Genomic DNA, 13,694 nt, shown 5'->3' on the forward strand with positions numbered 1-13,694 from the left:
CGTTCTCCTGTCGTCGTCGGACCGGTCCTCCCGCCCGACGGTGTCACGTATGCCCACCGGAGGCCAAAGGGTGTGAGCCGGTCGGAGAGGGGCAGTCGGCGGGCATGGAACGGACGGAAGCGGACGAGGCGCAGGACTCCGGGAAGCAGGCGGACCGCAGGACCCGGGTGACCGTACTGGTGGCGCTGGCCGCCAATCTCGTCATCGCGGTGGCCAAGGCCGTCGGCGGTCTGATCGCCGGGTCCCCGGCGCTGATGTCGGAGGCCGCGCACTCGGTCGCCGACAGCCTGAACGAGGTGTTCCTGCTGGCGGCCCTGCGCCGCAGCAGGCGCCCCGCCGACCGGCGGCACCCCTTCGGCTACGGCAAGGAACGCTTCTTCTGGTCGCTCCTCGCGGCCGTCGGCATCTTCGTGATGGGCGGCTGCTTCTCCTTCTTCCAGGGCTACGAGGCGCTGGTCAACGGCGCCGACGAGACGTTCGACGGCTATGTCGTCGGCCTGGCCGTCCTGGGCGTCGCGTTCGTCGCCGAGGGCCTCTCGCTGCTGCGGGCGCTGCACCAGGCGAAGCAGCAGGGCGGCATGAGCGGCCTGCGGGACCCGGCGCTGCGCACGGTGATCGCCGAGGACGGCACGGCGGTCCTCGGTGTCACGCTGGCCGCCGCGGGGATGGCGCTGCACATGGTCACCGGGAACGTGGTGTGGGAGGCGTCGGCGTCCTTCGGGATCGGCGCGCTGCTCGTCTTCGTCGCGTACCACCTGGGCAGCCAGGCCCGCGACCAGCTCATCGGGGAGGCGGCCGATCCGGAGGCTGACCGCCGGATCAGGGCGCTGCTGTCCGCGCAGCCGGAGATCGACAGCGTCGAGGCGCTGTTCACGATGAAGACCGGTCTGGACAGCGCCCTGGTGGCGGCCCGGGTCGACCTGGTGCCCGGGATGGACAGCGAACGGGTCGAGGAGGTCGCCGTGCGGATCAAGCGGTCGCTGGCCAACACCGTCGACGAGGCGGACCAGATCTTCCTCGACATCACCGACCGCGCCGCGCGGGAGGAGACGGAGAGCCCCGCCGCGACGGGGGAGCGCGGCGGGGCCTGAAGGACGGGTGCCCGACCGCGACGCGTTCATGCGACCGGGCACCCCCGTTTTCCGGCCCCGTTCCGCGTCCACCGCGACCGGTGCCGCGGTGCCCCGGCGGGCCGGACGGACCGTCCGCCGGGGCGTGCGGTCAGCCGGCCGCCCGCTCCAGCACGAAGACCGGGATCGAGCGGTCCGTCTTCTGCTGGTACTCGGCGTACGGCGGGTACGCCGCGACCGCCCGGTCCCACCAGGCGTCCTTCTCCGCGCCGGTGACCTCGCGGGCCGTCAGGTCCTGCTTGACCGGGCCGTCCTGCAGCTCGACGTGCGGGTCGGCCTTGATGTTGTGGTACCAGACCGGGTGGGTGGGCGCCCCGCCCTGGGAGGCGACCACGGCGTACTCGCCGTCGTGCTCGACCCGCATCAGGGGGGTCTTGCGGATCTTGCCGCTCTTGGCGCCCCGCGTGGTCAGCAGGATGACCGGCAACCCGGTGTCCATGAGGGTCGTGCCCTGGGTGCCGCCGGAGCTCTCGTACAGCTCCACCTGCTCGCGTACCCACTGCTGCGGGCTGGGTTCGTACTCGCCCTCGAGAGGCATGTGCATCCGTCCCATCGTTGTGTGCTGTGACTGGCGTGCACCGACGTCAACGCCGGTGTGCGCGGGTTTCATCCATACCTCGCTGCTACCCGCTCCCACACCCGATCACCTCCCGGAGTGATCCGGCGGGTCCGGTGTCCGGGGAGCGCCCGTTCCGGCCACTTCGGCGGAGACCACCGATCTGGCCGAACTTCCCGTCGCGACTTAGGTGCCTCGGGCATCTAATGAAGATCCGTACGCGGCACTCCTCCCGTCTGCGAGGTCTTCCATGACGGACACCCGACCCGTCGCCTTCCCCCAGGACCGGACCTGTCCCTACCAGCCGCCCACCGGCTACGACCCGCTGCGCGCCGACCGGCCGCTGGCCCGGGTCAGCCTCTACGACGGCCGGCCCGCCTGGCTGGTCACCGGACACGCGCTCGCCCGCGAACTGCTCGCCGACGGGCGCCTGTCGACCGACCGCACCCACCCCGACTTCCCGACGACCACCGCACGCCTCGCCGGTGTCCGCAACCGCTCCATCGCGCTGCTCGGCGTCGACGACCCGGTCCACCACGCCCAGCGCCGCATGATGGTCCCCCGCTTCACCCTGCGCCGCGCCACCGAACTGCGCCCCCGGATCCAGGAGATCGTCGACGAGCGGATCGACGCGATGACCGGGGCGGGCACCTCCGCCGACCTGGTGACGGCCTTCGCGCTGCCCGTGCCCTCCACGGTGATCTGCGCCCTGCTCGGCGTGGCCTACGAGGACCACGACTTCTTCGAGGGGCAGTCCCGGCGGCTGCTGCGCGGCCCGACCACCGCCGACGTGCTGGACGCGCGGGCCCGCCTCGACGCCTACCTCGACGAGCTGATCACCAGGAAGCTCGGCGAGAAGGAGCCCGGCGACGGCGTGCTGGACGAACTCGTCCACGGCAGGCTCCGCACCGGCGCGATGAGCCGCGCGGAGGTCGTCTCCTTCGCCACCATTCTGCTGATCGCCGGTCACGAGACGACGGCCAACATGATCTCGCTGGGCACCTTCACGCTGCTCCAGAACCCGGGACGGCTGGCCGAGCTGAAGGCCGACCCCTCGCTGCTGCCGGGGGCCGTCGAGGAGCTGATGCGGATGCTGTCCATCGCGGACAACCTGATGCGCCGGGCCACCGAGGACATCCAGGTCGGGGAGTCCGTCATCCGGGCGGGCGACGGCGTCCTGTTCGCCCCCTCCGTCATCAACCGCGACGAGGACGTCTACCCCGAGCCCGACGCCCTCGACTGGCACCGTCCGGCCCGCCACCACGTCGCGTTCGGCTTCGGCATCCACCAGTGCCTGGGCCAGAACCTCGCCAGGGCCGAGCTGGAGATCGCCCTGAGCACCCTCTTCACCCGGCTGCCGGGACTGCGCCTCGCCGTCCCGGCCGAGGAGATCCCCTGCAAACCGGGCGACACGATCCAGGGGATGCTGGAACTCCCCGTGACCTGGTAAGAGGCTCCGGTCATGCGCATCGACATCGACACGGACGTCTGCATCGGCGCGGGCCAGTGCGCCCTCACCGCCCCGGACGTCTTCACCCAGGACGACGAGGGGTACAGCGCGCTGCTGCCGGTCCGCCCCGGGGACGATCCGCTCGCGCGGGAGGCGGCGCGGGCCTGCCCGGTGCGGGCCATCACCGTCACCGACGGCTGAACGGCGGGACCGGGGGACCACCGGGCCCGCGCGCCTCCCCGTCCGGCGGGGAAGGCCCCGGTGCCCGGCCCGCCCCCGGTGCCGCGCGGCCCGTTGAGTAGGGTTCCCGGATGACCGCACCCGACGGGAAGCCCTTCCTGTACGTCGTCGTCTGCGCCGCCGGGATCGCCGCCGGGGTCGGCGAGCTGATCACCGGGGCCCGGCGCCGGGGCTGGGAGGTCGGCGTCATCGCCACCCCGGTCGCCGCCGCCGGATTCTTCGACGTCGACGCGGCCCGCGAGCTGTCCGGGCGGCCCGTCCGCTCCGCCTGGCGCACCCCGGGCGAACCGCGCCCCTTCCCGCCGCCGGACGCCGTCGTCGCCGCGCCCGCCACCTTCAACACCGTCAACAAGTGGGCGGCCGGACTCGCCGACACCCTCGCCGTCGCCACCCTCTGCGAGGCGTCGGGGCTCGGCGTCCCGGTCGCCGTACTGCCCTGCGTGGCCGACGCGCTGGCCGTCCACCCGGCCTACCGGGACAGCCTGACCCGGCTGCGCGGGATGGGCGTGCGGTTCGGCGCGCGTTGGTCCGGCGTGCCCGAAGGGGACGGCGCGCGGCCGGAGTTCGGGTGGGAGCGCGCGTTCGAACTGGTGGAGTGACCTCCGCGCCGGTCCCTACACTCGGCGTCATGGCTGGTGAACGGAGTGCGGAGTGGGACGGGGTCACCCGTCGGTCGACCTACAAGGAGAAGGTGGTGGCCGAGCGGGACCGGCTCGCCGACGCCGCCCGTGACGCGGACTGGGAGACCGTCCTCGGCATCCTCGACCGGGAGCGCGGCTGGGTCAACTTCGGCCGCATCGAGGGCGCGAGCGGCTTCAGCCCCTTCCACCAGGCGGCCTGGCACGGCGCGTCCGAGGAGATCGTGCGCGCCCTGCTCGACCTCGGCGCCTGGCGCACCTTCCGCACCCGCGACGGACACCGGGCCCTCGACCTCGCCACCGCGCGCGGCCACGGCCACCTCACCGACCTGCTGCGCCCCCGCATCGGACAGCCGCTGCCGCCGGGCGACCTGGCACGGCTCCAGGGCCATCTGCACCGCCTGATCCGGTTCCGCGCGGACGACGGCCGGGGCTCCGACATCCCCGCCTGGAACGCCCTGCGGCTGCCGGAACTCGAACCGCTCACCGAACTCGACCACCCGGTCTGCTGGTTCCCGGTCCCCGGCATGTACGGCGGCTTCCGGTTCGAGCTGCGGGACGCCGAACTCACCGTCGAGAGCTGGATCCGCGTGGTCGGCGGCTCCGAACGCACCGACCGGATCACCGTCCACGGCGTGGAACTGGAGGAGGGCGACCGGCTCTGAGCCGGTCGCCCTCCGTCGTTCAGTGCCCCAGTACGGCCCTCAACTCCGGCTGGAGCAGGTCCCCGTGGGCCCGCACGAGGTCGTCGCACAGGTCCCAGATCCGCTCCACCGGCAGCGCGGCGGCCGTCGCCGGGTCGGCCATCGCCGCGTGCCTGATGTGCCGCGGGTCGCCGTCGGTGGCCGCCCTGACCACCAGGTCGGTGACCGAGACGTACGCCCGGTTGAGCGCGGCGCACTGCGGGGGCAGCGCCCCGATCCGGGTCGGCCGCACCCCCGTCCCGTCGACCAGGCACGGCACCTCGACCGCCGCGTCGGCCGGGAGGTTCTCGATCAGGCCCCGGTTGGGCACGTTGCCGTAGACCGTGCGGGGCGTCCCGGTCGCCACGCTGTGGATGATCTGCGGGGCGTACTCCATGGTGCCCTCGACCGGCAGCGGGCGCCCCGCGTCGAGCGCCTCACGGGTCTGCTCGTAGCTCGCCGCGTTCTCCTGGATGATCTCCAGATAGGCGCCCACCGGCAGCCGCAGCCGCTCGATCTCCTCCTCGTGGGAGAGGTACCAGGGCACGTACTCCGAGGAGTGCTCGCTCGTCTCGGTCGGGTAGTGGCCGAGCCTGCGGTACATGTCGACGCGGACCCGGCGCAGCAGCCCGGGATCGCGCGCGATCACCTCGTCGAGCAGCGGGTACAGGTCCTGCCCGGCGCGCTCGAAACGCAGCACCCACGCCTGGTGGTTGACGCCCGCCGCGAGATAGGTGACCTCCTCGAACGGCACGCCCACCAGCCGGGCCAGGTCGTTCATCGTCCAGTACACCGAGTGGCAGAGCCCGGTCACCTTCAGCCGCGGCGCGATCCGGCTCAGGTAGAGCACGTTCATCGCCATCGGGTTGGTGTAGTTCAACAGGTGGGCGTCCGGGCAGAGTTCGGCCATGTCCTCGGCGATGCCCCGCAGCACGGGGAAGGTGCGCAGCGCCCGGAAGATGCCGCCGACGCCGAGGGTGTCGCCGATGGTCTGGCGCAGCCCGTAGCGGGCGGGGACGTCGAAGTCGGTCCTGGTGGCCGCGTCCATCCCGACCTGGACGATGTTGATCACGAAGTCGGCGTCCGCGAGGGCCGCCCTGCGGTCCAGGTGCGTGGTGATCTCCGGCTTCACCCCCCGGTGCTCCGCGATGAACCGTGCGGCGCCTTCGGCGGTCGCGAGCCGCCCGGGGTCGATGTCGTGCAACGCGATCCGCGCGCTGCCGAGTTCGGGGAAGGCGAACAGGTCCGCCAGCAGGCCCTGCGTGAACACCACGCTGCCCGCTCCCACGAAGGCGATCTTCATCGAGTTCCTTTCAGATCCGTGACGGCCCATGCCTCGTCCCACGTCGGCTGGGCCGCCGTACCACCGTGAGCGCGTGTCGAGAGCGAGCCGCAGGCCGCGGCCATCGCCAGTGACGCGCGGAGTCCGAGCCCGCGCAGCCGTGCCGCGACGAACCCGGCGTCGAAGCTGTCCCCCGCGCCGACCGCGTCCAGCGGTTCCACCGGCACGGCGGCCACCCGGAGGGTCTCGTCGCCGTGCCGGGCGAGGGCGCCGCGCGCGCCGTCCTTCACCACCACCGTCGGCCCGTGGCCGGCCAGGGTCGCGGCCGCGTCCGTGACCCGCGAGTCGCCGGAGAGGGCGAGCGCCTCGGCCGCGTTCGGCAGCAGCACGTCGGTCGCCTTCAGGACCGGGTCGAGCAGGGCGCGGTCCCAGCGGGCGGCGGGATCGTCGTTGGTGTCGAGCGAGGTGGTCGCGCCGTGTGCGCGGGCCCGGTCGAAGAGCGCGGCCAGCCCGGCGGCCAGACGCGGCATCAGGAAGAACGACGCCGCGTGCACGTGCCGGGTCGCGGCCAGCAGGTCGGACGGCACGTCCGCCGGTCCGGTCGCGGTCAGGCAGCCGGGCGCGGTGAGGATCGCGCGGTCGCCGTCGGCGGTCGTGAGGATCGTCGTCAGCGGGGTGGGCAGCGCGGGATCGACGGTGAGACGGCTGACGTCGACACCGCGGTCCGCCAGCTCCCCGCGGACGAACGCGCCCGCCGGGTCGTCGCCGACCCGTCCGGCGAACGCCACCCGCAGCCCCAGCCGGGCCGCCCCGCACGCCATGATCGCGGCGGAGCCGCCGAGCACCAGCCGCCCGTGGTCCACCAGTTGCTCGCGCTGCCCGAAGGCGAGGCCGGTCACCGGACCGACCACCACGTCGGGGTTCACGTCCCCGATCACCACCAGGTCGTAGGTCACGCCGGTCACCCCTTGATTCCGCTGGACGTCAGAGACTGGATGAAGGTCCGCTGGGCCAGCAGGAACGCCACGAGCACCGGCAGCACGGTGATCACGTTCCCGGCCATCACCGCCGACCACTTGGTGTGGTGCTGGCCCTGGAAGGTCGTCAGCCCCAACTGCAGCGTGTACATGGTGTCGTGGTTGATGGCGATCAGCGGCCACGACAGGTCGTTCCACGCGGTCAGGAAGGTGAGGACGGCGACCGTGGCGAGCGCCGGTCTGGCCAGCGGCAGCACGATCGAGAACAGCACCCGCAGCCGTGAACACCCGTCGATCCAGGCGGCCTCCTCGATCTCCCGGGGGAGCGAGAGGAAGAACTGCCGGAACAGGAACACCGCGAACGGCGTCACCAGCGACGGCACGATCAGCGCGCCCAGCGTGTCGATGAGCCCGAGCCACTTCATCACCAGGAACGTGGGGATCATCGTCAGCTGGAACGGCACCACCATCGTCGCCAGCATCAGGGCGAGCAGCAGCCGGGAGCCGCCGAACCGCATCCGGGCGAAGGCGTAGCCGCCGAGCGCCCCGAAGAGCAGGTTGGAGGCGACCGAAACCACCGCCACGATCAGCGAGTTGGCGAACCAGCGCGGGAACAGGGCGTTGCCCATGACGTACCGGTAACCGCTCAGGTCGATGCCGTCCGGCCACAGGGCCGGTGGGAACCGGTTGATCTCGGCGTCCGACATGACGGAGCTGAGCAGCAGCCACACCAGCGGCAGCGCGAACGCCAGCGCCAGCGGCGCCAGCAGCAGATGCCAGCCGAGGGACGGTCTGCGCGGGGTCGTCGGGTCGTTCACGAGTTCCCTCCTTCGACACGGCCCTGGCGGGCCCGCACCAGCCGCAGCGCGCCACCGGTCACCAGCAGCGCCAGCGCCAGGACGTACGCGGCGGCGGCCCCGTATCCGGCCGTGAACATCTGGAACGCCTGCTGCCAGACGAAGTAGACGACGACGGTCGTCGAGCCGAGCGGACCGCCCTTCGTCGTCACGTAGATCAGGTCGAAGACCTGGAGCGCCGAGATCAGCTGCCACAGCAGCAGGAACACCGTGACCGGGGTGAGCGCGGGCAGGGTCACGTGTCGCAGCACCTGGGGCAGGTTCGCGCCGTCCAGGCGGGCGGACTCGACGAGTTCGGGCGGCACGTCCTGGAGGGCGGCCAGATAGACGACGACGCAGAACCCGACGCCGCTCCAGAGCGAGATCAGCACCAGCAGGAACATGGCCTGCCCAGGGTCGGACAGGAAACCCTGGCGGGAGACGCCCAGATGGTGCAGGAGCGCGTTGGCGACGCCGAAGTCGGGGTCGAGGATGAAGGAGAACAGCACGCCCTGCGCCGTCGCCGACACCACGAACGGCACGAAGACCAGGGTGCGGTAGAGGCCGACGAAGCGGACGCGCCGGTTGAGCGCGAGGGCCAGGGCGAGGCCGCCGACCAGGCTGAGCGGCACGTACAGGGCCGCGTACTGGAGGGTGTTGCCCACCGCCGTACGGAAGTTGGGGTCCTGGACCAGGGCGCGGTAGTTGTCGAGGCCGACCCAGCGGCCCGGCGTCACCAGGTCGTCCGCCCGGAAGGACAGCAGCAGCGACCAGACGACGGGGACGACGCTCAGGCCGAGGATCACCACCACCGAGGGGGTGATGAACGCCCAGGCGGTGGCCCGGTCCCGGCGCGACCGGCGGCGGGCGGCCCTGCGGGCCTCGGCCGGGGTGGTCGCGGGCCGGGGCGGGAGGGTGAGGGCGCGAGGCAGTGTGGACATGACGGGCTCCCGTACCGGGGAAGTCATCGGGGGATCCGCAGGGCCGCGTCGGCCTTCTCCGCGCACTTGTGCAGCGCGCGGGCGGGGGAGTCCTGACCGAGCAGGACGGACACGATCGCCTCGCCGAGCGCCTGCGAGATCTGCGGGTACGCGGCGTGGACGGGGCGGACACGGGCGGTGGTGAGGGCGTCGGTGAACACGTCGAGCCCGGGAGTGCGGTCGCTGTGCCGCCGCCACTCGGGCAGGCCCGCGGCCGTGGTGGTCAGCGGCAGGCTGCCCGCCGAGGTGTCCCAGCGCACGTCCTGGGCCGGACGGGTCAGCCAGCGCACGAACTCCACGGCCGCCCGCGAGCGGGCCGAGCCGTTGTCGAAGACCGTCCAGGTGTCGGGACCCGAGATCGTCACCGGCCGCCCGCTGTACGACGGCAGCGGCACCACCGCGTAGTCGACCCGGGCGTCGGCGATGTCCGGGAGCTGCCAGGGCCCGGTCGGCACCATCGCCATCCGGTCGCTGAGGAACACCTGGTACATCTGCTCGCCGCCCGGCTTGGGATCGACGTACACGCTCCTGTCGCGGGACAGCCGCTCCAGCGTGCCCAGCGCCTGGACGCCCTGGTCGGCGAAGCCGATGCGGGCGCCGTCCGGGGCGACGACCTCGCCGCCGAGGTCCCAGAGCATCGGCCACAGCCGCCACACCGTGTCCTCGTCGCCGGTGCCGGGCCAGCCGGTGCCGAAGACACCCTTGCCCGGGTCGGTCAGCCGTTTCGCGACGGCCGTGAAGTCGTCCCAGGTCCAGCCCGGCTCGGGCAGCGGCACCCCGGCGCGGCGGAACAGCGTCCGGTTGCAGACCACGGCCAGCGAGTCCAGCAGCGCGGGCGCCGCCCTGACCCGGCCGTTGACGGTCACCGCCTCCCGTACCGGCCGCCAGTACGCGTTCCACGGCGTCGGACCCTCGCGCAGCGCCTTCGTCAGGTCGACCACGCGCGGGCTGCGCGCCACGTTCGCCAGGTCGGAGCCGAAGATGTACGCGATGTCCGGGTAGGAACCGGCCGCGAGCGCGGCGGTCACCTTCTGCAGCATCGCGTCGGCCAGCACCCCGCCGCCCCCGGCGTTCACCCGGATCGACGGGTGGGTGCGGTTGAACTCGTCGACCAGCGACTGGATCGCCTTCCGGCCGGTGTCGGACTGCCCGTGCCACAGCTCCACGGTCACCCGCCCATCGGCTCCCACCCCGTCGGAACCACCCGTCCCGCAGCCGCTCACGGCTCCGAGCGCGGCGGCCCCGAGCAGCACCCGGCGCCGGGACATCCCGCCCGCCACGGCGCTCAGCCGACCTTGCGGACGTAGTCGCCGCTGCCGGGCGTCGAGACCATGACGTCGCGGCGCACGATGCTCAGCCGGTCGCCGTAGCCCTTGAGCGCCTTGCGCAGCCCGGCGTCGGTGTACTCGATCACCACGACCCGGTCGTCGAACGCGTCCGCGTAGGTGCCGCACTCGTCCCAGGCGCCGCACTCCTCGGCGACCGCGAAGTCGAGCCCGGCCCGCTTGCGCTGTCCGGTCAGCTCGGCCGTGTTCTTCTGCCCGATGGCCAGGCCCCGGGCGTGCGCGTGCCGGGACAGCAGGGCGATGAAGGAGACGGCGTCGTCCGCGCTCAGCAGGTCGGAGGAGCGCGTGTAGCTGTCGTAGTTGTCCGGCTCGACGGCGTCGTAGCCCTTGTCCGCACAGCCGTCGATCCACTTGTTCACGCGCGCCGCGATCCGCTGCCGCTTGGCCGGGGTGCGGATGTCGAGCAGCGGCTCGTCCCAGTCCTCGTCGACGACGGTCTCGCCGTCCCCGTCCCGCAGCAGCAGGTCGGACGGCCACGACGAGGTCTCGCCCGGCTGCGTCTGGAAGGCGTTGACGTAGCAGATGTTGTAGAGGCCGGGCGCGGGGGACGCGGACCGGTCCCGGCTGACGATCCCGACCCCGGCGGGCGGGGTGTACGGCCCGCCGATCTGGTAGTCGAACCCGGCGTGCCGCGGCGGCAGCCGCACCTTTCCTGACGCCTTCCGCGCGCCGCTCGTGGACGGCGGGGCGGACGGGGTGGCGCCCGCCTTCCGTGCCGTGGCGGTGGCCGAACCGACCGCGGAGGACGGGGCGCCGTCCTCCGCCGCGGAGCCGGAGTCCGGCGTGCCGTGCCGGTCGGAGGCCGACGGCGCCGGGGTACGGGCGCGGTCGGACGAGTCGTGGACAGGGCCGCAGCCGGTCGCTCCGAGGACGAGAGCCAGGCAAGCGCCCACGGCCGTCCCGAGACCTCCGACGCGGGATACACCCTTGGCGGGCATGTTCCGCTCCATCAATCGCGGGTACGTCCCCGCCTCGGACCCGCGTGACGGGGGTTCCTGGCGACTTTGGCCGGACTTGGAGCATGTCCGCTACCGGCTGGGCGTACCTCTGGGTGCCGCGCGATCCGCGCCGGCACGTCCAGGGATCAAACAGCCGGTTCCGGCCCTGCGTCAAGTGCCGGGACCCGCGCGGACCCGGCGCGCGGCGCGACGGCGTAGGCTCCACCGAGGATCTTCCCCCGACGGCAGGAGCAGCGACGATGCGGTACGTGAAGCTCGGTTCGACGGGCCTGGACGTCTCCCGGATCAGCCTGGGGTGCATGACCTACGGCAGCCCCGACCGGGGCACGCACGAGTGGACCCTGGACGAGGACGCCTCGCGCCCGCTGATCCGGCAGGCGCTGGAGGCCGGGATCAACGTCCTCGACACCGCGAACGTGTACTCCGACGGCAGCAGCGAGGAGATCGTCGGCCGTGCCCTGCGCGACTTCGCCCGGCGCGACGAGGTCGTCCTGGCGACGAAGGTGCACGGCCGCACCCGGCCGGGGCCCAACGGCGGCGGCCTGTCCCGCAAGGCCGTCCTCACCGAGATCGACCGCAGCCTCACCCGGCTCGGCACCGACCACGTCGACCTCTACCAGATCCACCGCTTCGACCCGCACACCCCGGTCGAGGAGACGATGGAGGCCCTGCACGACGTGGTGAAGGCGGGCAAGGCCCGCTACATCGGGGCGAGTTCGATGGCCGCGTGGCAGTTCTCCAAGATGCAGTACACGGCCGAGCGGCACGGCTGGACGCGGTTCGTGTCCATGCAGAACCACTACAACCTCCTCTACCGCGAGGAGGAGCGCGAGATGCTGCCGCTCTGCGCCGACCAGGGCGTGGGCGTCCTGCCCTGGAGCCCGCTGGCGCGCGGACGGCTCACCCGGGACTGGGACGCCGTCACCGAGCGCAGCGCCACCGACGCCTTCGGCAGCCGCCTCTACCCGGAGAGCGACCGCGCCGTCGTGGAGGCGGTCACCCGGATCGCGGAGCGGCGCGGGGAGCCCCGGGCGCGGATCGCGCTCGCCTGGCTGCTGCACCAGCCGACGGTGACCTCCCCGATCGTCGGCGCGGCCCGCCCCGGGCATCTGGAGGACGCGCTGGCCGCGGAGGAACTCACCCTCGACGAGGAGGAGTTGGCGGAGCTGGAGCGCCCCTACGGCCCGCACCCGGTCTCCGGTCACTGAACCGCGCGCCCCGCACCGGCCGCCCGTCTCCCGCGCGGCGGCCGGTCCAAAGGTTGGCGACCGCACGGGACGGGCCGGTCCGGCGGTCCGGATGTGCGGGGAAAGCGCTGTCCAATGGTTGACGGCGACACTGGACAAAAGTCAGCCGAAAGGCGCCGCCGGTGTTCCGCCGATAATGCCGGGCGGTCCGCGGAAACGGTATTGACGACGAGTCGAACAACCGCCCTCCGTGCGGCACGCGCAAAACCGGGGCTTCCCTTGTTGCGCCTCGTTGACCTGTGCAAAAGTGTGGGCTGTCGGCGCGCGGAACGAGGAAATCCTTCTGCGCGCGCGAGGCGTTGCCGGCGCACCCCCGGCCCCAAAAGGGCCGAGCCGAGGGAGTGTTCGGGATGCCGAACCCAGTACAGAGGATCCCGTCGCATCGACATCGGATTCCCATACCGGATGGTATGGACTTTATGCCGCATGCCCTTGAGAGGAATGCAGCCGTGAAAGACGCCGGCCTGTCGAATTCCCCCACGTCCGCTCCCCGCTTCGAGGTGACGGACGAACAACTCAGCGCCGAGCTGAAGAAGTGGACGGGGACGACACCCGCGTTGCAGCCGGTCGGTGAACTCCTCGACCGCCACTGGGAGGCCGCGTTCGCCTACGCCCGGCTCTGCACCGAGGGACCGCGCGCCGCGGGCATGCTCACCACCGCCGCCTTCACCCGCCTCTTCGGCGAGTCCATACGCGACACCGGCCCCTCCTCCGCCTGGCGGCCCCGACTGCTCGTCACCGTCCGCAGGATCGCCGCCGAATGGGACACCGAGCGCAGCCGCGAACTGCTCCACCCCGACCTGCGGGCGGGCGCGGGGGACGCCGACCGGGTCGCGGCCCGGCTGCTCCCGCCCGCCGGACGGCGGCTGCTGTCCGGGGCGTTCCAGCGGCTGCCCCAGGTCGCCCGCTGCCTGCTGTGGCACGTCGAGGTCGAGTCCGAACCGCTGGAGACACCGGCCGCGCTGCTCGGCCTCTCCGAGCGGGACGCCCTGGTGGAGCTGCGCCGGGGCCGCGAACGGCTGCGCGAGGAGTGCCTCCAGGTCCACCGCGAACTCGCCTCCGACCAGGAGTGCCACCGCTATCTGCGGATGCTCGACGTGACCTACCGGCGCGGCGCCGTCAAGGTCGACCCCGACCTCGCCGCCCACCTCGCCCGCTGCAAGCACTGCAACCACACCGCGGGCCAGCTCTCCTGCTTCAACGAGGGCCTCGGCGTCGCGCTCGCCGAGGCCGTGCTCGGCTGGGGCGCCCACGACTACGTCGCCACCCGCGCCGACCCGGCCGCGCCCGCCGCCGAGGAGCAGCCGCCGACCGGGATGACCGGCGAGTCCTTCGCCGACCCCGGCGCCCCGGCGGCACCGGCCGGGGGA

The 13,694-nt window shown here is 72.7% G+C and carries 13 protein-coding genes and 1 pseudogene; 7 read left to right on the forward strand and 7 right to left on the reverse strand.

Translation table 11 applies throughout. The features are described from left to right. The first annotated feature begins 104 nt into the window (after nucleotides 1–104). The gene (locus GA0115242_RS04150) at nucleotides 105–1,091 is read left to right on the forward strand and encodes a cation diffusion facilitator family transporter (RefSeq protein WP_093824626.1); all 987 of its coding nucleotides are present in this window, start codon (nucleotides 105–107) and stop codon (nucleotides 1,089–1,091) included. Between the two features lie 130 nt (nucleotides 1,092–1,221). Here GA0115242_RS04150 and GA0115242_RS04155 read toward each other — a convergent pair whose 3' ends face one another. Further along, the gene (locus tag GA0115242_RS04155) at nucleotides 1,222–1,668 is read right to left on the reverse strand and encodes a nitroreductase family deazaflavin-dependent oxidoreductase (RefSeq protein WP_093824646.1); all 447 of its coding nucleotides are present in this window, start codon (nucleotides 1,666–1,668) and stop codon (nucleotides 1,222–1,224) included. Nucleotides 1,669–1,936: 268 nt separating this feature from the next. On the opposite strand from GA0115242_RS04155, the gene GA0115242_RS04160 reads away from it, so the two are divergent. From GA0115242_RS04160 to GA0115242_RS04175, 4 genes are all read left to right on the forward strand, one after another. Beyond that, nucleotides 1,937–3,136 carry a cytochrome P450 gene (locus GA0115242_RS04160; protein WP_093824628.1) on the forward strand — a complete coding sequence of 400 codons (1,200 nt, stop codon included), beginning with the start codon at nucleotides 1,937–1,939 and terminating at the stop codon, nucleotides 3,134–3,136. 12 nt (nucleotides 3,137–3,148) lie between these two features. Then, nucleotides 3,149–3,337 carry a ferredoxin gene (locus tag GA0115242_RS04165; RefSeq protein WP_093824630.1) on the forward strand — a complete coding sequence of 63 codons (189 nt, stop codon included), beginning with the start codon at nucleotides 3,149–3,151 and terminating at the stop codon, nucleotides 3,335–3,337. A 110-nt stretch (nucleotides 3,338–3,447) separates the two neighbouring features. Then, on the forward strand, nucleotides 3,448–3,975 hold the full coding sequence (locus GA0115242_RS04170; RefSeq protein ID WP_093824631.1) for a flavoprotein: 528 nt from the start codon (nucleotides 3,448–3,450) through the stop codon (nucleotides 3,973–3,975). A 29-nt stretch (nucleotides 3,976–4,004) separates the two neighbouring features. Next, a complete protein-coding gene (locus tag GA0115242_RS04175; RefSeq protein ID WP_202554909.1) occupies nucleotides 4,005–4,679 on the forward strand; it encodes an ankyrin repeat domain-containing protein in 675 nt (224 codons plus the stop codon). A 19-nt stretch (nucleotides 4,680–4,698) separates the two neighbouring features. Here GA0115242_RS04175 and GA0115242_RS04180 read toward each other — a convergent pair whose 3' ends face one another. The 6 genes from GA0115242_RS04180 to GA0115242_RS04205 are packed head-to-tail and all read right to left on the reverse strand — an operon-like array spanning nucleotide 4,699 to nucleotide 11,056. Continuing rightward, nucleotides 4,699–6,000, reverse strand: a complete 1,302-nt coding sequence (locus GA0115242_RS04180) for an alpha-glucosidase/alpha-galactosidase (protein WP_161352995.1) — start codon at nucleotides 5,998–6,000, stop codon at nucleotides 4,699–4,701. Then, the gene (locus GA0115242_RS04185; protein WP_093824637.1) at nucleotides 5,997–6,944 is read right to left on the reverse strand and encodes a carbohydrate kinase family protein; all 948 of its coding nucleotides are present in this window, start codon (nucleotides 6,942–6,944) and stop codon (nucleotides 5,997–5,999) included. Before GA0115242_RS04185 ends, GA0115242_RS04180 begins: the two co-directional genes overlap by 4 nt. Further along, on the reverse strand, nucleotides 6,941–7,774 hold the full coding sequence (locus GA0115242_RS04190; RefSeq protein ID WP_256089366.1) for a carbohydrate ABC transporter permease: 834 nt from the start codon (nucleotides 7,772–7,774) through the stop codon (nucleotides 6,941–6,943). Before GA0115242_RS04190 ends, GA0115242_RS04185 begins: the two co-directional genes overlap by 4 nt. After that, a complete protein-coding gene (locus GA0115242_RS04195) occupies nucleotides 7,771–8,733 on the reverse strand; it encodes a carbohydrate ABC transporter permease (RefSeq protein ID WP_093824639.1) in 963 nt (320 codons plus the stop codon). The genes GA0115242_RS04190 and GA0115242_RS04195 overlap by 4 nt, the downstream gene beginning before the upstream one ends. Nucleotides 8,734–8,756: 23 nt before the next feature. Continuing rightward, nucleotides 8,757–10,040 carry an ABC transporter substrate-binding protein gene (locus tag GA0115242_RS04200; RefSeq protein ID WP_093824650.1) on the reverse strand — a complete coding sequence of 428 codons (1,284 nt, stop codon included), beginning with the start codon at nucleotides 10,038–10,040 and terminating at the stop codon, nucleotides 8,757–8,759. 17 nt (nucleotides 10,041–10,057) lie between these two features. Then, the gene (locus GA0115242_RS04205; protein ID WP_093824642.1) at nucleotides 10,058–11,056 is read right to left on the reverse strand and encodes an endo alpha-1,4 polygalactosaminidase; all 999 of its coding nucleotides are present in this window, start codon (nucleotides 11,054–11,056) and stop codon (nucleotides 10,058–10,060) included. Nucleotides 11,057–11,316: 260 nt separating this feature from the next. Here GA0115242_RS04205 and GA0115242_RS04210 point away from each other — a divergent pair, with 260 nt between their 5' ends. Both GA0115242_RS04210 and GA0115242_RS04215 read left to right on the forward strand, forming a co-directional pair. Then, nucleotides 11,317–12,285 (forward strand): aldo/keto reductase, encoded by a 969-nt coding sequence (locus GA0115242_RS04210; RefSeq protein ID WP_093824644.1) that lies wholly within the window; start codon nucleotides 11,317–11,319, stop codon nucleotides 12,283–12,285. Between the two features lie 488 nt (nucleotides 12,286–12,773). Further along, nucleotides 12,774–13,694 (forward strand): annotated as a pseudogene (locus GA0115242_RS04215) (hydrolase); the annotation flags it as partial.

The organism is Streptomyces sp. SolWspMP-5a-2 (genome assembly GCF_900091845.1).
Classification (GTDB): domain Bacteria; phylum Actinomycetota; class Actinomycetes; order Streptomycetales; family Streptomycetaceae; genus Streptomyces; species Streptomyces doudnae.

Bases quoted from the DNA above. Each gene is read 5' to 3' on its own strand.
- GA0115242_RS04175 (WP_202554909.1), top strand. From the start codon at position 4,005: ATGGCTGGTGAACGGAGTGCGGAGTGGGACGGGGTCACCCGTCGGTCG.
- GA0115242_RS04165 (WP_093824630.1), top strand. From the start codon at position 3,149: ATGCGCATCGACATCGACACGGACGTCTGCATCGGCGCGGGCCAGTGC.
- GA0115242_RS04155 (WP_093824646.1), bottom strand. From the start codon at position 1,668: ATGCCTCTCGAGGGCGAGTACGAACCCAGCCCGCAGCAGTGGGTACGC.
- GA0115242_RS04160 (WP_093824628.1), top strand. From the start codon at position 1,937: ATGACGGACACCCGACCCGTCGCCTTCCCCCAGGACCGGACCTGTCCC.
- GA0115242_RS04205 (WP_093824642.1), bottom strand. From the start codon at position 11,056: ATGCCCGCCAAGGGTGTATCCCGCGTCGGAGGTCTCGGGACGGCCGTG.
- GA0115242_RS04170 (WP_093824631.1), top strand. From the start codon at position 3,448: ATGACCGCACCCGACGGGAAGCCCTTCCTGTACGTCGTCGTCTGCGCC.
- GA0115242_RS04180 (WP_161352995.1), bottom strand. From the start codon at position 6,000: ATGAAGATCGCCTTCGTGGGAGCGGGCAGCGTGGTGTTCACGCAGGGC.
- GA0115242_RS04150 (WP_093824626.1), top strand. From the start codon at position 105: ATGGAACGGACGGAAGCGGACGAGGCGCAGGACTCCGGGAAGCAGGCG.
- GA0115242_RS04200 (WP_093824650.1), bottom strand. From the start codon at position 10,040: ATGTCCCGGCGCCGGGTGCTGCTCGGGGCCGCCGCGCTCGGAGCCGTG.
- GA0115242_RS04195 (WP_093824639.1), bottom strand. From the start codon at position 8,733: ATGTCCACACTGCCTCGCGCCCTCACCCTCCCGCCCCGGCCCGCGACC.
- GA0115242_RS04210 (WP_093824644.1), top strand. From the start codon at position 11,317: ATGCGGTACGTGAAGCTCGGTTCGACGGGCCTGGACGTCTCCCGGATC.